Raw genomic sequence first — 18,259 nt, forward strand, 5'->3', positions numbered from 1 at the left:
ATGAGCGCCGTCGCGACCGCAGCGCCGCTCCTGATCTACTTCTCGAGCGTCTCGGGTAACACCGCGCGGTTCATCGAGAAGCTCGGGCTCCCATCCCGACGCATCCCCCTCCATCGACACGAAGAAGACCTCGTCATCGACGAACCCTTCGTACTGGTCACCCCCACCTACGGCGGGGGAGCGGGGCGCGGCGTCGAGAAGGGCGCAGTTCCGAAACAGGTGATCCGGTTTCTCAACGACGAGCGCAACCGGCGCCACATCCGCGGCGTGATCTCCGCGGGCAACACCAACTTCGGCGATGCCTTCTGCCTCGCCGGTGACATCATCAGCCGCAAGTGCCACGTGCCTCACTTGTATCGGCTCGAGATCTTCGGCACACAAGACGATGTGGATCGCGTGAGCGACGGATTGGAACGACGGTGGCAGCTTCAGTGACCGAGACAGTGGCATTCAAGGCGAACCCCTCCTACGAGGGACTCGACTATCACGCCCTCAACGCGATGCTCAACCTGTACGACGCGAACGGGAAGATCCAGTTCGACGCCGACAAGCGCGCCGCGCGGGAGTACTTCCTGCAGCACGTGAACCAGAACACGGTGTTCTTCCACTCGCTCAAGGAGCGCCTGGACTACCTCGTGGAGAAGGAGTACTACGAGGGCGCCGTCATCGAGAAGTACTCGATGGAGTTCATCCAGAAGCTCAACGACCTCGCCTACGGCAAGAAGTTCCGCTTCGAGACCTTCCTCGGTGCGTTCAAGTACTACACGAGCTACACGCTCAAGACGTTCGACGGCAAGCGCTACCTCGAGCGCTTCGAGGACCGTGTCGTGATGACCGCCCTCGGCCTCGCCGACGGCGATGAGAAGCTCGCGGTCGCGCTCGTCGAGGAGATCATCTCCGGCCGCTTCCAGCCGGCCACCCCGACCTTCCTCAACGCCGGCAAGGCGCAGCGCGGCGAGCTCGTCAGCTGCTTCCTGCTGCGCATCGAAGACAACATGGAGTCGATCGCGCGCGGCATCAACTCCGCCCTGCAGCTCTCCAAGCGCGGCGGCGGCGTGGCTCTGCTGCTCTCGAACATCCGCGAGTCGGGTGCGCCGATCAAGCAGATCGAGAACCAGTCCTCGGGCATCATCCCCGTGATGAAGCTCCTCGAAGACAGCTTCAGCTACGCCAACCAGCTCGGTGCGCGTCAGGGCGCCGGCGCGGTGTACCTCAACGCCCACCACCCCGACATCATGCGCTTCCTCGACACCAAGCGTGAGAACGCCGACGAGAAGATCCGCATCAAGACGCTGTCGCTGGGTGTCGTCGTGCCCGACATCACGTTCGAGCTCGCCAAGAACGACGAGGACATGTACCTGTTCTCGCCGTACGACGTCGAGAAGGTCTACGGCGTGCCGTTCGGCGACATCTCGGTCACCGAGAAGTACCGCGAGATGGTCGACGACCCGCGCATCAAGAAGACCAAGATCAATGCGCGCGAGTTCTTCCAGACCGTCGCCGAGATCCAGTTCGAGTCCGGCTACCCGTACGTCATGTTCGAAGACACGGTGAACAAGGCCAACCCGATCAAGGGTCGGATCAACATGTCCAACCTCTGCAGCGAGATCCTGCAGGTGAACACGCCGACCACGTACAACGACGACCTGTCGTACGACAACATCGGCAAGGACATCTCCTGCAACCTCGGCTCGATGAACATCGCGCTGTCGATGGATGCCGACGACCTCGGCCAGACGGTCGAGACGGCGATCCGTGCGCTCACCGCGGTCAGCGACCAGAGCCACATCGGCTCGGTGCGTTCGATCGAAGACGGCAACGACCGCTCTCACGCGATCGGCCTCGGCCAGATGAACCTGCACGGCTACCTCGCTCGCGAGCACGTGTACTACGGCTCCGAAGAGGGCATCGACTTCACGAACATCTACTTCTACACGGTGCTGTTCCACGCGCTGCGTGCGTCGAACAACCTGGCCATCGAGCGCGGCACGACGTTCGACGGGTTCGAGGACTCGACCTACGCGTCTGGCGCGTTCTTCGACAAGTACATCGACCAGGCGTGGGTCCCCGCGACCGAGAAGGTCAAGGAGCTGTTCGCCGGCAAGCACATCCCGACGCAGGACGACTGGGCCGAGCTGAAGGCTTCCATCCAGAAGCACGGCATCTACAACCAGAACCTGCAGGCCGTTCCGCCGACCGGTTCGATCTCGTACATCAACAACTCGACGTCGTCGATCCACCCGATCGCGTCGAAGATCGAGATCCGCAAGGAAGGCAAGCTCGGTCGCGTCTACTACCCGGCGGCGTTCATGACGAACGACAACCTGGAGTACTACCAGGACGCGTACGAGATCGGCTACGAGAAGGTCATCGACACGTACGCGGCTGCCACGCAGCACGTCGACCAGGGTCTGTCGCTGACGCTGTTCTTCAAGGACACCGCCACCACGCGCGACATCAACAAGGCGCAGATCTACGCATGGCGCAAGGGCATCAAGACGATCTACTACATCCGCCTGCGTCAGCTGGCGCTCGAGGGCACCGACATGGCCGAGTGCGTCTCGTGCATGCTCTGACCTGTTGCTGACCTGAGAACGCGGCTGAACCCGAGAAACGACGAAGAAAATGACTCCCGAAAGACTCAAGCTGGTCTCCAGCGTGCAGGCGATCAACTGGAACCGCATCCAGGACGAAAAAGACCTCGAGGTCTGGAACCGTCTGGTGAACAACTTCTGGCTGCCGGAGAAGGTGCCGCTGTCGAACGACGTGCAGTCGTGGAACACGCTCACCCCCGACGAGCAGCTGCTCACCATGCGGGTGTTCACCGGTCTCACGCTGCTCGACACGATCCAGGGCACCGTGGGTGCGGTGTCGCTGATCCCCGATGCGATCACGCCGCACGAAGAGGCCGTGTACACGAACATCGCGTTCATGGAGTCGGTGCACGCGAAGAGCTACTCCTCGATCTTCTCGACCCTCGCGTCGACGAAGGAGATCGACGAGGCGTTCCGCTGGTCCACCGAGAATCCGAACCTTCAGAAGAAGGCTCAGATCATCATGGACTACTACCAGGGCGACGACCCGCTCAAGCGCAAGGTGGCCTCCACCCTGCTGGAGTCGTTCCTGTTCTACTCGGGCTTCTATCTGCCGATCTACTGGTCCTCGAAGGCGAAGCTGACGAACACGGCCGACCTGATCCGCCTCATCATCCGTGACGAGGCCGTGCACGGGTACTACATCGGCTACAAGTTCCAGAAGGGCCTCGAGAACGAGACCCAGGAGCGTCGCGATGAGCTCAAGGACTACACGTTCTCGCTCATGTACGAGCTCTACGACAACGAGGTGCAGTACACGCAGGACCTCTACGACGGTGTCGGTCTGACCGAAGACGTAAAGAAGTTCCTGCACTACAACGCCAACAAAGCCCTCATGAACCTGGGCTACGAGGCGATGTTCCCCTCGAGTGTCACGAACGTGAACCCGGCGATCCTGTCGGCGCTCTCGCCGAACGCCGACGAGAACCACGACTTCTTCTCGGGGTCGGGCTCGTCCTACGTCATCGGCAAGGCCGAGGCGACGGAAGACGACGACTGGGACTTCTAAGGTTCGGATAGGCGCGTAATTCGCGACTCCGAAGCCCCCGGAGGATCGCTCATATCGAGCGGTTCACCGGGGGTTTCTTCGTGTCCGTCCGCGTTCTGCCCGCATTGCGAGAACTGGCCGCTCGTCGAGTTCAGGCGGTTCGCATGGAGTGCATCTGGCAACCCCTGAGACGTGTCCCGCGCGGGCCGCTGTCAGAACCCGTTGCGCCGGCCGTCGACGGCATCCTCGGGGGTAGTGGGCGGCGCATCGGCAATCTCGGCGGCCCACCGCCGAGACCACTCGATGACCGGATGCAGGGCCTCGCGGGCGTCCTGGCCGAGCGGGGTGAGGGCGTAGTCGCCGTTGGACAGCACCTCGGTGAGCCGAGCCTCTTGAAGCTCTGTGAGCCGTTGTCGCAGGACGCTCGAGGACATGCCGTCGCAGCGTCGCTGCAGCAGCCGGAAGCCCAATGGCTCTTCGCCCAGCTCCCAGATGATGCGGAGAGTCCAGCGGCGCCCGAACAGATCCAGTGCCGCCATCAGCGGTCGTCCCGTGGTGGAACCGCGGACCGGCCGGCCCGGCATGGGCGTCGGCAACGCGTTCATGACTCTCCGTCAACTCTTGTGCTTCGGATTCCGAAACGGTAGTTTCGCACATCACGGTAGTGCTTCGGAATTCGAAGCGCTCATCTCACACGGAGGTTCCATGCCCAAGGGTTACTGGGTCAGCGTCTACCCCACCATCGATGACCCCGAGAAGCTAGATGCGTACAACGAATTGGCCGGCGTCGCCGTCGCGGCCGCGCGGGGGCGGGTGCTCGCCAGCATCGGCGGCCGGGTCGATGCACACGAAGCCGGAATCGCCGAGCGCGTCGTCCTGATCGAGTTCGACAGCTTCGAACAGGCAGTCGCTGCACGCGCGAGTGCGGTCTACCAGGAGGCGCTGGCCGAACTCCCCGACGGCTTCGAGCGCGACTTCCGCATCGTCGAAGGCCTCCACTGACCGAGGTCGAACGGCCCCGGCGTATCGAGACGTCTGATCAACTCCGGTTGGCAACAGAACTGCTGAATCGCGAAGGCCCCCGGGCTGCTGCCAGGACGCGCAGCTGTCTGGGTCCCGTGTTCCGACCGCGTTTGCCCACGCTTCTCCGAGACCGGCTACTCCTGAGCAGCGTTCATCGCTCCTGCCACCTCTGCTGTGCGGTGTGCGGTGTCACTGCTCGGCGGGATCCTCGGCACGCACGTCGCCGTCGTCGGCATCAGTGGGTGGCACCGTCGGCGGGGTCCCCTTGCCGTCTTCGGAGCCGAGGTTGTCGTGCTCTTCCGGGCCGGGAGATGGCTCCGTGCTGATGTCGTTGCGGTCGCTGTTCCTGCTCATGTGATGGTCCTTTCGTGAACGATCGTGCGGTGGAGGGTTCAGAAGAGGCCACGCTCTCCGCTGGCGAAGCCTCCCGGGCGGACGCTAGGGCAGATCTGAGAGGTCGATATCGTCGCCCGACTCCCGATCCCCCTCGTCATCGTCGGGGACGACGCGGTCGTCGTCGGTCGAAGGCATGTCCGGGTCGATGCCCTCGGCCTCGACTTCGCGGTCGTCGTCCTGATACGTCTGAGGGTCTGACATCAGAGTCTCCTATCGCAGTCCCGGTGGGCCACCAGTCTCCCGCGGGGAGCCCGCAGGCCACTCCCCGTTGACAGGGGACCCGAGTCCATGCCAGGTCGAGAGCCGCTACGCGGTGGCGAGGGGCGGCCTGTGCGGGATCGGGACCGGCCTGCGATCACGCGCGGGAGCATGGAAACGCTGCACATCATCCAGCACGTCCGCTGCGGACATGTAGGAGGTGGCCAGCGGGAGGTTCCGCAGCCACAGCACCTCCACCTCGACGGCATCCAGTTGGTAGACGCACGCGACGGTGCGCCGGGAATCGTTCGGCTCGTAGCGGTGATCGAGGATCAGCCACTCGGTATCGGTGATCTTCCGGAGCTCGAATCGGGGATCGGGCATCGTGAACATCTCAACACTCCAATCAGTTGACCAACGGCGGTGACCGAGAGGAACGCACGACTCCAAAAGCAGGGATAGGAACCCTGCCCGAGGGGTCAACGGGCGCCCTTCAGCCCGCCAGAATTCACCAATATATTACGACCGGTTGCTCCGCTCCTCAACCGGTATTCCCGCAGGGAAACGGGTGCAGGCGCGCTCCCCGGCTGGCGCGGGCCGCCCCTGGTCAGGATGCCGTCGGCCGGAGGGGGAGCAGGTCGGGATGGGCGGCCCCCTCGTCGAGCCAGGCGCGCAGGATGCCGTTGAAGAGGGCAGGGTCCTCGGCGTTCCACGCGTGATGCATTCCGGGGGCGAGTCCGATCGTGGACTCCGGTCGAGCAGCGCGGACGACCTCCAGGCAGTCGTGGAAGTACCGCATCTCACGCTCGCCCGCGATCGCCATGAGTGGAGCGGTGATGTCTTCCAGGGAGGTCACGTTCCCGCGGTAGACCTCCCGCAGCTGCTCGCTCAGCTTCGCGCGGGAGATCGGTGGGCAGCTCGCCACGAAGCGCGTAGCCTCCTCTCCGCGCAGTCCGAACTGACGTGCCATCCCCGCCCAGAAGAAACGTCGGTTCCACAGGGCGAGGGGCACCCGGTTCATCAGACGCATCGCCGGCCGGTAAGGAAGCACAGATGCTCCGGTGACGAACACGCTCGCGACGTGCGCGGGATGCCGTGCGGCGAGGTGCAGTGCGGCGATGCCGCCGAGAGACAGACCGACGACATCGACGGGCGTGCCGGCCTCCTCGTCGAGGAATGCCGCCAGTCGGTCGGTCACGGCATCGAAATCGCCCCAGGGATCGTCCCGGCGTGACAGGTAGCCCGGCAGGTCGGGGGCCAGGACGACGCGGTCGTCGAATGCCTGCCGTTGCGGCGCCCAACTCCAGCCGCCGACCGTGCCGCCATGGAGGAACAGCAGGGGGCGGGTCATGCGCTCGCCCCCTCTCGGATCCCCGATCGGAGCGCACCGAGCCAGCGGAGATGCTCCTCGTGCTCGCGCAGGCCCTGATCGAGAGTCATCGAACGCAGCCAGCTCGAGCGGTCGGCCCCGGCGTCGGGGTGCGCGGTCACCGCCCGGACGGCACTGAGCGCGTCGCGCGCGGCCTCCGCATCCGCCGTGCGCGCGTCGATCATCGCGATGATCTCGTCGTCTTCGAGCTCTCCTGCGAAGAACACGCGGGCGATGAAGGGGTCGCGAGGCGCGGGGCGCTCCGGCGGAGCGAGCAGCCATGTGCGCAACGCCGTACGACCGTGGGTGGTGATGTGATGCACCACGCGGTCGGGGGCATCGGTTCCCGGCACGATCTCGATCTCGGCCAGGCCCTCGGCGACCAGCTTCGCGAGCGTGCGGTAGATCTGCGCCTTGTCGGCGTGCCAGAAGTACGCCGCCGACGTCGCGAAAGCACGCATCAGGTCGTAGCCGGTCATGGGGTGGACGGCGAGGAAGCCGAGGATGACGCGGGACAGGGTCACGCCGCCAGTGAAGCATAGCCCTAGGCGACAAGTCAACTAGGGCTGCGCGGGATGCGTAGACGCCGGCGCGGATCTACACGTCTTGCGGCTGCTCCACGAATCCGCATTCGGGGCACTCCCAGCCCCCGGCGACATCCCGCATCACGACGTCATCGTGAGGGCAATGAGGCGGCGTGCTCACGTCCGGATCGTCCATGCCGAACAGCGTAGGGCGAAGGGTGTCGGGAGGCTAGGTGCTGCCACGTTCGGAAGACTCCTCGCCTCCCCTTCGCGCCGTCGGCGGTGCTTCCTGTCACCCAGGGCTGCCGGCGGACGCCCTGTACGATCGGACGCATGAAATCTCGGGGGTGCTTCGTGACCGGCGCCGGTGACAGACAGTGCCGCACGTCGCCGGTCGCTGCTCCCTCCCGATGACCGAGGAGACCACCGCCGAGACGCGCGTGCGTGTGAAGGTGACGCGGACGTTCGTGCGCGTACCGCTCCTCTTGGGCACGATCCTGCTGCTCGCGGCCATCGGCGTCACGCTCCTCGGCGACGACCTGAGCTTCCTCCCGTTCCTGCTCATGCTGATCGGAGGCTGGTGCTTCGGGTTCGCCTTCGTGAACGCGACCATGGAGATGGTGCCGGCCCGAAACGGAGCGATCCTGCATGTCGGCGTCGCCGTCGTGCTCGGTGCGATGGTCGCGTTCGTGATCGAGTTCGGGGGAGATCTGCTCGACCCCCTCCCCGAGACCGTGCGCGGGATCGCCGTGGTGCTCCAGATGGCGGCGATCCCTGCGACCGGCTGGATCTGGCTTGGGCTCATCGGTCGTGTCACGGACCTCTTCGCGCGGCGGGACGCGAAGAAGCGACCTCCACCGGTGACGCCGCAGTGGGAACGGGAGGAGAGCGGCGACGGTTCGATCGTGCGCTTCCCCGCCGTCGAGGTCCGCACGCGCGTGCTCACCCGGGCGATCGTCGTCATCGTCGCGGTGGGTGGACTCTTCGCCGTCGTGCTGATGATCGCGCTCGACGACATCGTGATGCGCATGGGGCCTCGGATCGTGATCATCCTGATGGGGGTCGTGGTCGGACTTCCGCTGTATCTGGTGTTCACGGCGATCCTTCGCCGGCGCACCCTGCAATGCACCGTCGCCTTCGGGAACGACCACCTCCGTGTACGAGTGGGGAGCGCGATGCACACGATCCCGTTCCGCGATCTGGAGCTGCTGCGCTGGCGCACCCGCAGCGATTACGCACGGATCGAGGTGCGCGGGGCGGGCGCGGACCTCTCGCTGATCACCGGGATCGCGAAGCCTCCACGAGGCTTCTCCGCCGAGCTCCCGCCGCTGCCGAGGCGCGTGTATCGACGCTTCGAACTCGCCGGGCTGTCGCTCGAGAAGTCCCGGCGAGACGAGGTCATCACCTTCCGCCGCTGATCCTCTCACGTGCCTGCCGGGTACTCCTGCCCCTTGAGTGCCCGGGCGAGGTGCGCGGCGTTCCTCGTCGCCGTCCCGATCGCTGACGCGACCTTCTCCGGGGTCTCGGCGAGGTCCTTGTAGTCGGTGGTGTGCATCGCCTCGCCGTTCCAGTAGACCGAGCCCTGCGCGGGGACCGTGAAGCCGACATCGTTCAGCGACTGGAAAAGGATCGCCGCGATGTGATGCGCTCCGTCCTCATTGCCGACGATGCCGGCGACGGCGACCTTGTCGAACAGTGTGGGGCGGCCTCGCGCGTCGGTCTCCCCGAGTTCCGCGTCGAGGCGTTCGAGCACGCGCTGCGCGACGCTCGAGTGCTGCCCCATCCAGGTCGGCGTGACGAACACGAGGATGTCGGCATCCAGGACCCGCCGCCGGATGCTCGGCCACTCGTCGTCGCCGCCCATGTCCTTCTCGACCCCGGGGCTGAGGGAGAGGTCGACGGCGCGCACGAGGCTTCCCGTCACCCCGTGTCCGGCCAGGGAATCGAGCAACTGCGTCGCGAGGAGATCCGAACTGGAGGCGGCGGGCGACGGCTTCAGCGTGCATGAGACGGCGACCGCGGTCAGTGGTGTCTTCATGCCTCGAGCAGACCAGAAGGCACCGGGTGTGGACAGGGGGTTTCCGTGTCCGGGCTATCCTGGTAAACGGCACCGACGACAGGAGATCCCGTGATCCTCAGCTTCCTCTTCTTCATGTTCCTCTTCCTCGGAGGATTCTGGCTGATGGGCATCTCGTTCGAGCTGCCGGACTACAACGCGTTCGCGTTCTGCGGCGGACTCCTCCTGGTCACCCTCGCCCTCGCCTTCATCCTGCGCGAGCGCGGCACGGCCACCCGTCGGTCCAAGAACTGGTCGGGCAACGCCACCGAGTGATCCGGCGCGGTCAGCGCGTCGTGTGACGCCGACCGCTCAACGGCGTCTGGCGAGCCTCGCCTCGAGGTTCGCCCTGACTGCGGGCCATTCGGGCTCGATGATCGAGTACTCGACGCTGTCGCGCAGTGCTCCGTTGCGGTAGCGGCTCATCGCCCTCATCACGCCGTCCTGCTTGGCGCCGAGCCGCTCGATCGCGGTGCGCGACTGGAAGTTCACCCACTGCGTCGTCAGGCCGACGCGGAAGACGCCGAGCGTCTCGAACGCGTGACGGAGCAGCAGCAGCTTCGATTCCGCGTTCGTGCCCGTGCCGTGCGCGGACGGCCGGTTCCACGTGTAGCCGATGTGCAGTCGCGGAACGTCGGCAACCATGTCGTAGTACGACGTCAGGCCGAGGATGCGGCCGCTCGTGTCGAACGCCGCGAAGGGCACCATCTCGCCTTTCGGGATGAGCCCGATCCGTCGGTCGACCTCCGCCGCGACACCGTCCGGCGCGGGGACCGACGTGTACCACGCGGTCTTCCACAGATCGCCCTCCTGCACGGCCTCGATCAGTCCGTCGACGTGCGAGCGTTCGAGCGGGCGGAGTTCGACTAGCTCTCCGGTGAGCGTGACGGGGGAGGGGGCGACGAGGAATGCCATGACGATATTCAACCAGCGACGAGGAGCGACTGACGCAGCAGGCGCTGGAAGGCGGTCACCAGCTCGATCGTGACCTCCAGTTCGAAGGCCAGGCTCGCGAGATGCGGCCCGCGGAACTCCTCGGCCTCGGCATAGGCATGCGGAGTGATCAGTCGAGACGCCGCCCACTCGTCGGCCTGGCGCTCCTGCTGGGTGCGGATCGTCGGGGTCGGGGCGGGCACGTGGCCGAGGGAGGCGTGGCCGAGTTCGTGTGCGAGCACGCTGCGCGTCGTTCGTCTGCTCATCCCCGGATCGAGTCGGATCGTCCGCGCGGCAGGGTCGAAACCTCCCGGCGTCGGGCCGGCCCTTTCGATGATGCGCAGCCCCTGGTCCTCGGCGAGGCGGAGGAGGTGCTGCATGATTCCCTCCTCGTGCGTCTCATCTCGCGCCGGGGCTGCGGACGCGGGTCACTCGTAGAGGTCGTCGGTATCGCTGTCGTGTCGTGCGCGGGATTCGAAGGCGACCTCGCGTACATCTTCGCGTGGACCGGCGACATCGGGTGCCCGTCGGATCGGCGTGATGCGCGCGGTGGTGTCGCCGTCGGCGCGGAGTCGTTCTTCGGCACGAGCGAGCAGGACGTGGGGCTCGACGCCGAGGTCTGCGCAGACGGCGTACACGACGGGCACGGGGATCGCGCGCTTGCCCGTGACGTAGTTGTCGAGCGCGCTGCGGGCGATCCCGATGCTCCGCGCCATCGCCGCGATACTGCTTCGCGACGCGGCGATCTCGGCGCGCATCTGTCGACCGACAGCGTCGTTGAACTCCTCGGCAGGTGTCTTCACCTGGCTCACCATAGCAGCGGGGCGACGCCAGAATGCTGCCATTCTGGTTCATTCGACCTCGAGATCCACCCGCTCGTGGCGGTAGTGTAGGCGTATGGGGACGGATCTGCGTCATTTGCTGGCATTCGAGGTCGACGGTGCGCGGCTCCACGCCGGAGTGTCGTTCTCCGAGCTGTCCCAGCGCTCGGGCATCGGCCCGGAGGCGTTGGGCGAGCTTCTGGAGGGGCGTGAGGACTTCACGGTCGTCGATCTGGTGCGCATCGCCGAGGTGCTCGGGGTCCCGGTCACGACGTTGCTTCCGGGGGCCGCTTCAGACGGCCCCTGACGGGCGGGTGCGGAGCGGTAGCGTGGACGGCATGAAGCTCGTGCCGTTCGGATCAGCCACCGCCCCCGCCGTCATCGCCGGCATGATGCGCATCGACGGCAAGGACGACGCGCACATCCGCACGCTCTACGCCACGGCGCGCGAAGCGGGCATCGACTTCTTCGATCACGCTGACATCTACGGCGGCCGCATGCATCACTGCGAGGCGCGCTTCGCGGATGCGCTGCGGCTCAGCCCGTCCGAGCGCGACGAGATCGTGATCCAGACGAAGTGCGGCATCGTTCCAGCGGCGGGAATGTTCGACTTCTCGTACGAGCACATCGTGGGGCAGGTCGAGGGATCGCTCGCGGCGCTGCGCACCGACCACCTCGACGTGCTCCTGCTCCACCGCCCCGACATCCTGGTCGAGCCGGACGAGGTCGCCCGGGCGTTCGACCACCTGGAAGCCGCCGGAAAGGTCAAGGCGTTCGGCGTCTCGAATCACACACCGCGACAGATCGACCTGCTCCGCACGGCGGTCGCGCAGCCTCTGGTCGCCAACCAGCTGCAGCTGTCGATCACTCACGCGCCGATCCTCGCGCAGCCGGTCGCGGCGAACATGGCCGCCCATGAACAGAGCATCGTCCGCGACGGCGGGGGAATCGTGGACTACTGCCGGATCAACGGCATCACCGTGCAGGCATGGTCGCCGTTCCAGGATGGCTTCTCGCACGGAGTCTTCCTCGGAAACCCCGAGTACGCGGAGCTGAACGCCGTGATCGATCGCCTCGCGGGTGCGTACGGTGTGACCCCGATCGCGATCGCGACCGCCTGGATCACCCGGCATCCCGCGGGCATGCAGGTGGTCCTCGGCAGCACCACGCCGCACCGCGTGCGGGAGGCCGCTGCCGGGGCCGACATCGAGCTCACACGGGCCGAATGGTACGAACTGTTTCGCGCCGCGGGGCACCTGCTCCCGTAGTCCGAGCGACTCAGCGCGCCGTCGTCTACCCTGAACTCATGTCGTTCCTGTTCTCGCTCCTCGTCATCGCCCTGATGATCGGTGCGCTGGTCGACATCTTCACCCGTGACAGTTCTCTGGTGAAGTACCTTCCGAAGCTGGCATGGATCGTCATCGTCATCCTGCTGCCGCTGGTCGGCGCCCTGCTCTGGTTCGCGCTCGGGAGGGAGTACGGCGAGTCCGGCATCCAGATCCCGCGGATGCGCCGAGCCGAGCGACCGACGGCCCCGACCGACGTGCGCCCGGCTCCGCCGGTGGACACGCGGACGACGGAACAGCAGATCGCCGATCTCGACCGCGAGATCGAGGAGTGGCGACGGCGCGAGGAGATCGAGAAGCGTCGGCATGACGGCGACGCGTCCACCGGTCCGGCCGGATCCGGCTCCTAGGCGGCGAGCGGGCGGTCGAACGACTCGCGGACCGCGTCCTCGAGGTGCGGATAGCGGAACCGGAAACCGGCCGCGGTCAGCTTCTCCGGCAGCACCCACCGGCTCTTCAGGATCAGCTCCGTCTCGGTGCGGATGCCGATCGCCCCGAGCTCCAGCATCCATCGCGGCATCGGGGGGCCGACGCGCGCACCCAGAACCCAGCGGACGGTCGCCATGAACTCGACGTTGTCGACGGGGTACGGCGAGGCGGCGTTCACCGGTCCCTCGAGCGACGGCGTCTGCTCGAGGAAGTCGATGATGCGGGCCACATCCTCGATGTGCACCCAGCTGAACCGCTGGTGCCCGCGGCGGGCTCCCGGGAAGTGCCCGGTCCCGGCGGCGCGACGCGCGGCGCTCACCGGCCACCGGCCGTCGTACTGAGGGCCGCCGAGCCCGAGGCGGGCGAGGCCCCTCAAGGGCTCCAGCACCCCGCCGTGACCGAGGACGATCGTACTGCGCAGGGCGACCCGTCGGGTGCGGGGGAGATCGTCGGCGAACAGCGCCTTCTCCCAGGTCTTCGCCACCTCGACCGAGAATCCCGTGCCGATCTCGCCGGTCGATTCGGTCATCGGGCGGTCCTCGGCGTGCCGGTAGATCGTGGCCGTCGAGGAGTTCACCCAGAGCTCCGGTGGATTCGCCGCCCGGGCGATGGCCGTGCTCAGGGAAGACGTCGTGTCCACCCGCGAACGGAAGATCTCCGCGCGGTTCTTCGGCGTGTAGCGGCAGTTGACACTCTTGCCGGCGAGGCCGATCACGAGCGATGCTCCGTCGACCGCTCGGTCGATCTCCACCTGATCGCCCCAGCGGATGTCGGCGCCCGAGCGGGAGATGGTGACGACCTCGCGGCCCTCGGCGCGGAACCGCGGCAGGAGGAATCGGCCCATGAACCCCGTGGACCCGCCGATGACTACTCGCCCTGTGTTCATGGGGTCTGCTCCTTCTCTGCAGCGGCCCGGTTCTCGCCGGGGTGCTGGATGCGATAGCGGAAGTCGCCACGGTACTCGTAGACGCGGCCGAGGACGGGGGCGTCGATCGTCAGCGTCACCACCTGTCGGTCGCGGGCGTCGTCGAAGCGCTCGGTGAGTCGGACGACGGGCGCCAGCGGGCGCGGAACGCGCAGACGGAGCCGTCCGAGGCGCAGCCCGACGGCGACGCTGGTGAGTCGCAGCGCGCCGTCGTGCGTCTCGACATCGAAGCAGGCGGCGACGAGCCCGGGTTCGCCGAGTTCGTCGACCACGCGGCCGTGCCGCGTGAGCGCGACCGCGTCGCGCATGACCCAGGGGCCGTGAGCGAGATGGAAGGTGCGCTCGCCGATCGCCCGAGAAGCGATCGTGCGGTTCTCCACGCGGAACGGGACGTCGCGCTCCCACACGGCGGCCACGACGCCCCGACGTTCGAGGACGCGGAGCAGTGGCCACAGCCAGCGTCGCGGCGTGCCGACGCGCTGGAACACACCTTCGCCGATCCCGACCGCGCCGTCGGGGATCGCCTCGAAGTACGCGCGCAGACGCGGGTGCAGATCGTCGATGCGCTCGCCGAGCGCCCTCGCGTACGGGGACTGCGGCACGGGCGTCACCCTTCGAGCCTAGCCCGCGGGTGCTGCTTCCTGATCCGTTTCGACAGGCCGTTCAGAGGGCGGGGCGCAGCAGTCGATCGAGGAGTGCGAGCGCCTCGTGCTGGGGCGCGGACTCGTCGAGGAGCCACTGCGTCTGCAGGCCGTCGGAGGCGGCGACGACGAGCGCGGCGACGGCATCCGGGTCGACGTCCTTCCGTATCCGTCCGCTCTCCTGCTGTCGGCGCACGACCTCGGCGAGTCGGGCGCGAAGACGCGTGAAACGCCCGGTGGCGAACGTGCGCGCGGCCGGATGTCCTTCCTCGAGCGCAGTGGCGACGAGTGTGGAGTACAGCTGCACGAGTCCGGGGATCGCGCGGTTGCTGCGTGCGGACTCGATCATCATCTCGACAGGGGTCGCGTCGTCTGCGGGAGCGTCGGGCTGTCGTCCCGGTGCGGTGCTCTCTTCGTAGACGGCGACGAGGAGCTCTTCGAGCGATCCGAAGTAGTGGGTGAGAGCGGCGTGGGTGACGCCGACCTCACGCGCGATGGACCGGAGACTGGTGCGGTCGGAGCCGCGTTCGGCGAACACCTCGATCGCGCGGTCGAGGATCTCCTGCCGTCGAGCGATCCCTTTCGCATAGGCGCCGCGCGCGCGGGGCTGCTCGGGATTCTCCAGCGTCTCATCGGGCATGAGCCGAGTCTAGCGAACCAAAACTTCCAGTTGGAGGTATTTGGTGATAGCGTGCCTGCACGGGACACCGGTCCCGCCCCGTCACCGATGACCGAAGGAGCATGACCGATGACGATTCGGACTTCCCTGCAGCTGTTCACGATCAAGGACGAGCTGGAGGCCGACCTCGACGCCTCGCTCGCGGCCGTCGCCGCCCGCGGATTCACGGCTGTCGAGCCCTACGATTTCGTCCGCCGTGCCGAACCCCTCTCCGCGGCCCTGACGGCTGCCGGCCTGGCGGCCCCGTCCGGGCACGCCTTCCTCGCGTCGGAATCATTCGTGAACCCCGACGGCAGCGGCACCACGGTGCCCGTCCCCTCGCCCGCAGAGGTCTTCGCGGCGGCGAAGGTGCTCGGCATGGACACGGTCATCGACCCGTACACCGAGCCCGCGCGCTGGGAGTCGGTCGCGCAGATCGAGGAGACCGCGCGCCTGCTGAACGAGGCCGCCGCGATCGGTGCGACCGTGGGAGTGCGCGTCGGCTACCACAACCACGCGCACGAGCTGGAGGCCGTGTTCGACGGCGTCACCGGGCTCGAGGTCCTCGCCGGCCTCCTGGATGACCGCGTCGTGCTCGAGGTCGACCTGTACTGGGTCGCTCGCGGTGGCGTCGACCCCGTCGCGCTGCTCGGGCGCCTGGGGAGCCGTGTGATCGCGGTGCACGCGAAGGACGGTACGCTCGATCCCGCCCTCGCCGGCGCCTACCCGCCTGCCGACCAGGTCGCCGCGGGCGAAGGCGCCGTCCCGCTGGTCGAGGCCATCGCCGCGGCCCCCGCCCTCGAACTCGCGATCGTGGAGTTCGATCACTATGAGGGAGACCTGTTCGACGCGATCGAGCGCAGCCGCGTCTACCTCGACGAGAAGGTCGCCGGCTGATGGCGATCGGCACAGGCGCAATCGGCACAGGCCCCGTCGGCGTCGGCATCATCGGCGCCGGGAACATCAGCGACCAGTACCTGTCGAACCTCACGACCTTCCCCGACGTCCGCGTCCTCGCGATCGGTGACATCCTCGAAGAGCGAGCAAAGGCGCAGGCCGAGAAGTACGGCGTCCCGCGCGCCGGCGGCGTCGACACGGTTCTCGACGATCCCGAGATCGACATCGTCGTGAACCTCACGATCCCCGCCGTGCACGTCGAGGTCTCCGAGGCGATCATCGCGGCGGGCAAGCACGTCTGGACCGAGAAGCCGATCGGCGTGAGCCGTGAGGAGTCGCGTCGGCTGCTGGAGAAGGCGGATGCCGCTGGCCTTCGGGTCGGCGTCGCCCCCGACACCGTGCTCGGACCGGGCGTGCAGACGGCCAAGCGGGCGATCGCGCGGGGCGACATCGGTCGCCCGCTGTTCGCGCAGACCACGTTCCAGTGGTCGGGTCCGGAGATATTCCACCCGAACCCCGCGTTCCTGTACGCCAAGGGCGGCGGACCGTTGCTCGACATGGGGCCGTACTACGTGTCGGCGCTCGTGCACGTGTTCGGGCCCGTCGCCTCGGTCGCAGCCCTGGGGCTGCAGGGCACGCCCACCCGGCGTGTGCAGGTCGGCGAGCTGGCCGGTCAGGAGTTCCCGGTCGAGATCCCCTCGACGCTCAGCGTCCTGATGGCATTCGAGGACGGCGGCCAGGCGCAGAGCGTCTACAGCACCGACTCGCCCGTCATCCGGCAGGGGATCGTCGAGATCACCGGCACCGAGGGCACCATCGTGATCCCCGACCCGAACACCTTCGGTGGCGCGATCTCGATCACCCGACCGCTCACGCGCCTCTTCATCCCGCCGGAGCCCGTGCAGCAGGACATCGTCGACGTCGCCCAGGAGGGCGTGCTCTCCGGTCGTGGTGTGGGACTGCTCGACATGGCGCGTTCGATCGCCGCCGGTCGCCCGCACGTCGCCACGGGAGAGTTCGGCTATCACGTGCTGGACACGCTCCTGTCGATCGAGGAGGCCGCCGAGGCTCGCCGCTTCGTCGCCGTCGAGAGCACGCTGGATGAGGTCGGTTCGATCGCCGCGGACTTCGACCCGTTCGAGGCCACGCTCTGACGACAGCCGATCGTGGCGGCGGAGATGCGGCTCAGCGCGCCTTCGCCGCCACGTAGCGGTCGACACTCGCCGGTGACAGCACCTCTCGGGCGACCATGATCGCCGCTCCGAGGACGGCAGCGCGGTCACCCGCCTGGGACTGCACGATCGCGAGGTGTTGCGTCGCGAGCGGGATGGACCGCCGGTAGACGACCTCGCGCACCCCGGCCAGCAGGTGTTCTCCCGCGCGGGCGATGCTGCCGCCCAGCACGATGATCGACGGGTTCAGGAGGTTGACGACGGTGGCGAGCACCTCGCCGACGTCGCGCCCTGCCTGACGGGTCGCCTCGATCGCGGCGGTGTTCCCCGTGCGCACGAGTTCGACGACATCCGACGCGCTGCGCACGTCGAGCCCCTCCTCGCGGAGCGCGACCGCCAGGGCGGAACCGCTCGCGAGGGCCTCGAGGTCGCGTTCATCGCCCGGCGCGCGGGTCGATCCCGCTCCCGTCGGCACCTGCACGTGGCCCATGTCTCCCGCGGAGCCCTGGGCGCCTCGCTGCAGCTGCCCGCCCGCGATGATGCCGGCGCCGATGCCGGTCGACACCTTCACGAAGATCAGGTCGTCGACCCGCGGCCAGCTCGTCGCCTGCTCGCCCAGCGCCAGGATGTTCACGTCGTTGTCGACGAGCACGGGCACGTCGAAGGTCTTCTGCACGTAGGCGGGGACGTCGAAGCGGTCCCAGCCGGGCATGATCGGCGGGTTGGTCGGTCGACCGGTGGAGTGCTCGACAGGTCCGGGGACGCCGATGCCGACTCCGACCAGCGAAAGCCCGTCGGCCGTCGCGTCGAGCAGCCCGGCCGCGTCGGCGAGGATCGTGTCGAGCAGGCTCTCCGGTCCCTCCCCGATGTCGATCGTGCGGGTGCGCGCATCGAGGATGACTCCCGCCAGGTCGGCGACGGCGACGGTCGCGTGCGTCGCGCCGAGGTCGACGGCGAGCACGAGCCCGGCGCGGGGGTTGAAGGCGACGCGCGCCGGAGGCCGTCCGCCGGTGGAGGCCGCCTCTCCTGCGGGGCGCAGGAGATCGGCGGCGAGGAGGGCGTCCACGCGCAGCGCGACCGTGGAGCGGGCGAGGCCGGTGATCGTGGCGAGTTCCGCTTTCGTCCTGGCATGCCCGTCGCGGAGGATCTGGAAGATCTCTCCGGTGCCGGAGGAGATCGCCGGAGCCGGCCTCAGAACGTCAACCATTGCGTCAGTAAACCACAGCACTTCGGCGTCCCGTCGATTGACTTCAGATTTGTGTCAGGCGACTTTTGACGAATGTCTAGCA

General features: G+C 67.3%; 25 protein-coding genes. 11 read left to right on the plus strand and 14 right to left on the minus strand.

Features of this window, described 5'->3' with window-relative positions; genetic code table 11:
- Genes nrdI through nrdF form a run of 3 tightly spaced genes read left to right on the plus strand, consistent with a single transcriptional unit; the run spans nucleotide 1 to nucleotide 3,603 of the window.
- The gene (nrdI, locus tag CQ042_RS06420) at nucleotides 1–435 is read left to right on the plus strand and encodes a class Ib ribonucleoside-diphosphate reductase assembly flavoprotein NrdI (protein ID WP_029262703.1); all 435 of its coding nucleotides are present in this window, start codon (nucleotides 1–3) and stop codon (nucleotides 433–435) included.
- The gene (gene nrdE / locus CQ042_RS06425) at nucleotides 432–2,576 is read left to right on the plus strand and encodes a class 1b ribonucleoside-diphosphate reductase subunit alpha (RefSeq protein ID WP_105669652.1); all 2,145 of its coding nucleotides are present in this window, start codon (nucleotides 432–434) and stop codon (nucleotides 2,574–2,576) included. The genes nrdI and nrdE overlap by 4 nt, the downstream gene beginning before the upstream one ends.
- A gap of 49 nt (nucleotides 2,577–2,625) precedes the next feature.
- On the plus strand, nucleotides 2,626–3,603 hold the full coding sequence (nrdF, locus tag CQ042_RS06430) for a class 1b ribonucleoside-diphosphate reductase subunit beta (protein WP_105669653.1): 978 nt from the start codon (nucleotides 2,626–2,628) through the stop codon (nucleotides 3,601–3,603).
- A gap of 191 nt (nucleotides 3,604–3,794) precedes the next feature.
- Here nrdF and CQ042_RS06435 read toward each other — a convergent pair whose 3' ends face one another.
- Entirely contained in the window at nucleotides 3,795–4,121 is a 327-nt protein-coding gene (locus CQ042_RS06435; protein WP_258132090.1) for a helix-turn-helix domain-containing protein, read from the minus strand.
- Between the two features lie 166 nt (nucleotides 4,122–4,287).
- Here CQ042_RS06435 and CQ042_RS06440 point away from each other — a divergent pair, with 166 nt between their 5' ends.
- Nucleotides 4,288–4,584 (plus strand): DUF1330 domain-containing protein, encoded by a 297-nt coding sequence (locus CQ042_RS06440; protein ID WP_105669655.1) that lies wholly within the window; start codon nucleotides 4,288–4,290, stop codon nucleotides 4,582–4,584.
- 210 nt (nucleotides 4,585–4,794) lie between these two features.
- On the opposite strand, the gene CQ042_RS20405 is transcribed toward CQ042_RS06440, so the two are convergent.
- From CQ042_RS20405 to CQ042_RS06455, 5 genes are all read right to left on the minus strand, one after another.
- On the minus strand, nucleotides 4,795–4,959 hold the full coding sequence (locus tag CQ042_RS20405; RefSeq protein WP_181157480.1) for a hypothetical protein: 165 nt from the start codon (nucleotides 4,957–4,959) through the stop codon (nucleotides 4,795–4,797).
- A gap of 84 nt (nucleotides 4,960–5,043) precedes the next feature.
- Nucleotides 5,044–5,202, minus strand: a complete 159-nt coding sequence (locus tag CQ042_RS20410) for a hypothetical protein (protein ID WP_181157481.1) — start codon at nucleotides 5,200–5,202, stop codon at nucleotides 5,044–5,046.
- 105 nt (nucleotides 5,203–5,307) lie between these two features.
- Nucleotides 5,308–5,583: a hypothetical protein gene (locus CQ042_RS06445; RefSeq protein ID WP_258132091.1), complete on the minus strand. Its 276-nt coding sequence runs from the start codon at nucleotides 5,581–5,583 to the stop codon at nucleotides 5,308–5,310.
- Nucleotides 5,584–5,806: 223 nt separating this feature from the next.
- Entirely contained in the window at nucleotides 5,807–6,550 is a 744-nt protein-coding gene (locus CQ042_RS06450) for an alpha/beta fold hydrolase (RefSeq protein ID WP_105669657.1), read from the minus strand.
- Nucleotides 6,547–7,092 carry a PadR family transcriptional regulator gene (locus tag CQ042_RS06455; protein WP_105669658.1) on the minus strand — a complete coding sequence of 182 codons (546 nt, stop codon included), beginning with the start codon at nucleotides 7,090–7,092 and terminating at the stop codon, nucleotides 6,547–6,549. Before CQ042_RS06455 ends, CQ042_RS06450 begins: the two co-directional genes overlap by 4 nt.
- A 410-nt stretch (nucleotides 7,093–7,502) precedes the next feature.
- Here CQ042_RS06455 and CQ042_RS06460 point away from each other — a divergent pair, with 410 nt between their 5' ends.
- Nucleotides 7,503–8,510: a hypothetical protein gene (locus CQ042_RS06460; RefSeq protein WP_105669659.1), complete on the plus strand. Its 1,008-nt coding sequence runs from the start codon at nucleotides 7,503–7,505 to the stop codon at nucleotides 8,508–8,510.
- 5 nt (nucleotides 8,511–8,515) lie between these two features.
- Here CQ042_RS06460 and CQ042_RS06465 read toward each other — a convergent pair whose 3' ends face one another.
- Nucleotides 8,516–9,130 carry a flavodoxin family protein gene (locus CQ042_RS06465; protein ID WP_105669660.1) on the minus strand — a complete coding sequence of 205 codons (615 nt, stop codon included), beginning with the start codon at nucleotides 9,128–9,130 and terminating at the stop codon, nucleotides 8,516–8,518.
- A 90-nt stretch (nucleotides 9,131–9,220) separates the two neighbouring features.
- Here CQ042_RS06465 and CQ042_RS06470 point away from each other — a divergent pair, with 90 nt between their 5' ends.
- On the plus strand, nucleotides 9,221–9,424 hold the full coding sequence (locus tag CQ042_RS06470) for a hypothetical protein (protein WP_105669661.1): 204 nt from the start codon (nucleotides 9,221–9,223) through the stop codon (nucleotides 9,422–9,424).
- A gap of 36 nt (nucleotides 9,425–9,460) precedes the next feature.
- On the opposite strand, the gene CQ042_RS06475 is transcribed toward CQ042_RS06470, so the two are convergent.
- The 3 genes from CQ042_RS06475 to CQ042_RS06485 are packed head-to-tail and all read right to left on the minus strand — an operon-like array spanning nucleotide 9,461 to nucleotide 10,884.
- Nucleotides 9,461–10,063 (minus strand): GNAT family N-acetyltransferase, encoded by a 603-nt coding sequence (locus CQ042_RS06475; RefSeq protein WP_105669662.1) that lies wholly within the window; start codon nucleotides 10,061–10,063, stop codon nucleotides 9,461–9,463.
- An 8-nt stretch (nucleotides 10,064–10,071) separates the two neighbouring features.
- Nucleotides 10,072–10,461 carry an ImmA/IrrE family metallo-endopeptidase gene (locus tag CQ042_RS06480; protein ID WP_105669663.1) on the minus strand — a complete coding sequence of 130 codons (390 nt, stop codon included), beginning with the start codon at nucleotides 10,459–10,461 and terminating at the stop codon, nucleotides 10,072–10,074.
- Between the two features lie 48 nt (nucleotides 10,462–10,509).
- Nucleotides 10,510–10,884, minus strand: a complete 375-nt coding sequence (locus CQ042_RS06485; protein ID WP_258132094.1) for a helix-turn-helix domain-containing protein — start codon at nucleotides 10,882–10,884, stop codon at nucleotides 10,510–10,512.
- Between the two features lie 94 nt (nucleotides 10,885–10,978).
- On the opposite strand from CQ042_RS06485, the gene CQ042_RS06490 reads away from it, so the two are divergent.
- Genes CQ042_RS06490 through CQ042_RS06500 form a run of 3 tightly spaced genes read left to right on the plus strand, consistent with a single transcriptional unit; the run spans nucleotide 10,979 to nucleotide 12,598 of the window.
- The gene (locus CQ042_RS06490) at nucleotides 10,979–11,209 is read left to right on the plus strand and encodes a helix-turn-helix domain-containing protein (protein WP_258132095.1); all 231 of its coding nucleotides are present in this window, start codon (nucleotides 10,979–10,981) and stop codon (nucleotides 11,207–11,209) included.
- A 31-nt stretch (nucleotides 11,210–11,240) separates the two neighbouring features.
- Entirely contained in the window at nucleotides 11,241–12,170 is a 930-nt protein-coding gene (locus CQ042_RS06495; RefSeq protein ID WP_105669817.1) for an aldo/keto reductase family oxidoreductase, read from the plus strand.
- Between the two features lie 38 nt (nucleotides 12,171–12,208).
- Entirely contained in the window at nucleotides 12,209–12,598 is a 390-nt protein-coding gene (locus CQ042_RS06500) for a PLD nuclease N-terminal domain-containing protein (RefSeq protein ID WP_105669665.1), read from the plus strand.
- Here the strand turns inward: CQ042_RS06500 and CQ042_RS06505 are convergent.
- From CQ042_RS06505 to CQ042_RS06515, 3 genes are read right to left on the minus strand one after another with little or no spacing between them, the layout of a single operon-like run.
- Nucleotides 12,595–13,563 carry an epimerase gene (locus tag CQ042_RS06505; protein ID WP_105669666.1) on the minus strand — a complete coding sequence of 323 codons (969 nt, stop codon included), beginning with the start codon at nucleotides 13,561–13,563 and terminating at the stop codon, nucleotides 12,595–12,597. The two genes, CQ042_RS06500 and CQ042_RS06505, sit on opposite strands and share 4 nt — an antisense overlap.
- Entirely contained in the window at nucleotides 13,560–14,213 is a 654-nt protein-coding gene (locus CQ042_RS06510; protein WP_105669667.1) for a DUF4166 domain-containing protein, read from the minus strand. Before CQ042_RS06510 ends, CQ042_RS06505 begins: the two co-directional genes overlap by 4 nt.
- A 52-nt stretch (nucleotides 14,214–14,265) precedes the next feature.
- A complete protein-coding gene (locus CQ042_RS06515; protein WP_105669668.1) occupies nucleotides 14,266–14,883 on the minus strand; it encodes a TetR/AcrR family transcriptional regulator in 618 nt (205 codons plus the stop codon).
- A gap of 108 nt (nucleotides 14,884–14,991) precedes the next feature.
- Here CQ042_RS06515 and CQ042_RS06520 point away from each other — a divergent pair, with 108 nt between their 5' ends.
- Nucleotides 14,992–15,798: a sugar phosphate isomerase/epimerase gene (locus CQ042_RS06520; protein WP_105669669.1), complete on the plus strand. Its 807-nt coding sequence runs from the start codon at nucleotides 14,992–14,994 to the stop codon at nucleotides 15,796–15,798.
- Nucleotides 15,798–16,952, plus strand: a complete 1,155-nt coding sequence (locus CQ042_RS06525) for a Gfo/Idh/MocA family protein (protein WP_105669670.1) — start codon at nucleotides 15,798–15,800, stop codon at nucleotides 16,950–16,952. The genes CQ042_RS06520 and CQ042_RS06525 overlap by 1 nt, the downstream gene beginning before the upstream one ends.
- Before the next feature lie 31 nt (nucleotides 16,953–16,983).
- On the opposite strand, the gene CQ042_RS06530 is transcribed toward CQ042_RS06525, so the two are convergent.
- On the minus strand, nucleotides 16,984–18,177 hold the full coding sequence (locus tag CQ042_RS06530) for an ROK family protein (protein ID WP_105669671.1): 1,194 nt from the start codon (nucleotides 18,175–18,177) through the stop codon (nucleotides 16,984–16,986).
- Nucleotides 18,178–18,259 lie beyond the last annotated feature (82 nt).

Source organism: Microbacterium sp. MYb62 (assembly GCF_002979475.1).
Lineage (GTDB): Bacteria > Actinomycetota > Actinomycetes > Actinomycetales > Microbacteriaceae > Microbacterium.

What these genes read in the sequence shown, in the direction of transcription:
- CQ042_RS06525 (WP_105669670.1), top strand. Translation starts at nt 15,798, where the DNA reads ATGGCGATCGGCACAGGCGCAATCGGCACAGGCCCCGTCGGCGTCGGC.
- CQ042_RS06495 (WP_105669817.1), top strand. Translation starts at nt 11,241, where the DNA reads ATGAAGCTCGTGCCGTTCGGATCAGCCACCGCCCCCGCCGTCATCGCC.
- CQ042_RS06500 (WP_105669665.1), top strand. Translation starts at nt 12,209, where the DNA reads ATGTCGTTCCTGTTCTCGCTCCTCGTCATCGCCCTGATGATCGGTGCG.
- CQ042_RS06445 (WP_258132091.1), bottom strand. Translation starts at nt 5,583, where the DNA reads ATGCCCGATCCCCGATTCGAGCTCCGGAAGATCACCGATACCGAGTGG.
- CQ042_RS06490 (WP_258132095.1), top strand. Translation starts at nt 10,979, where the DNA reads ATGGGGACGGATCTGCGTCATTTGCTGGCATTCGAGGTCGACGGTGCG.
- CQ042_RS20410 (WP_181157481.1), bottom strand. Translation starts at nt 5,202, where the DNA reads ATGTCAGACCCTCAGACGTATCAGGACGACGACCGCGAAGTCGAGGCC.
- CQ042_RS20405 (WP_181157480.1), bottom strand. Translation starts at nt 4,959, where the DNA reads ATGAGCAGGAACAGCGACCGCAACGACATCAGCACGGAGCCATCTCCC.
- CQ042_RS06465 (WP_105669660.1), bottom strand. Translation starts at nt 9,130, where the DNA reads ATGAAGACACCACTGACCGCGGTCGCCGTCTCATGCACGCTGAAGCCG.
- CQ042_RS06435 (WP_258132090.1), bottom strand. Translation starts at nt 4,121, where the DNA reads ATGGCGGCACTGGATCTGTTCGGGCGCCGCTGGACTCTCCGCATCATC.
- CQ042_RS06475 (WP_105669662.1), bottom strand. Translation starts at nt 10,063, where the DNA reads ATGGCATTCCTCGTCGCCCCCTCCCCCGTCACGCTCACCGGAGAGCTA.
- CQ042_RS06505 (WP_105669666.1), bottom strand. Translation starts at nt 13,563, where the DNA reads ATGAACACAGGGCGAGTAGTCATCGGCGGGTCCACGGGGTTCATGGGC.
- nrdF (WP_105669653.1), top strand. Translation starts at nt 2,626, where the DNA reads ATGACTCCCGAAAGACTCAAGCTGGTCTCCAGCGTGCAGGCGATCAAC.
- nrdI (WP_029262703.1), top strand. Translation starts at nt 1, where the DNA reads ATGAGCGCCGTCGCGACCGCAGCGCCGCTCCTGATCTACTTCTCGAGC.
- CQ042_RS06460 (WP_105669659.1), top strand. Translation starts at nt 7,503, where the DNA reads ATGACCGAGGAGACCACCGCCGAGACGCGCGTGCGTGTGAAGGTGACG.
- CQ042_RS06530 (WP_105669671.1), bottom strand. Translation starts at nt 18,177, where the DNA reads ATGGTTGACGTTCTGAGGCCGGCTCCGGCGATCTCCTCCGGCACCGGA.
- CQ042_RS06440 (WP_105669655.1), top strand. Translation starts at nt 4,288, where the DNA reads ATGCCCAAGGGTTACTGGGTCAGCGTCTACCCCACCATCGATGACCCC.
- CQ042_RS06480 (WP_105669663.1), bottom strand. Translation starts at nt 10,461, where the DNA reads ATGCAGCACCTCCTCCGCCTCGCCGAGGACCAGGGGCTGCGCATCATC.
- CQ042_RS06515 (WP_105669668.1), bottom strand. Translation starts at nt 14,883, where the DNA reads ATGCCCGATGAGACGCTGGAGAATCCCGAGCAGCCCCGCGCGCGCGGC.
- CQ042_RS06450 (WP_105669657.1), bottom strand. Translation starts at nt 6,550, where the DNA reads ATGACCCGCCCCCTGCTGTTCCTCCATGGCGGCACGGTCGGCGGCTGG.
- CQ042_RS06520 (WP_105669669.1), top strand. Translation starts at nt 14,992, where the DNA reads ATGACGATTCGGACTTCCCTGCAGCTGTTCACGATCAAGGACGAGCTG.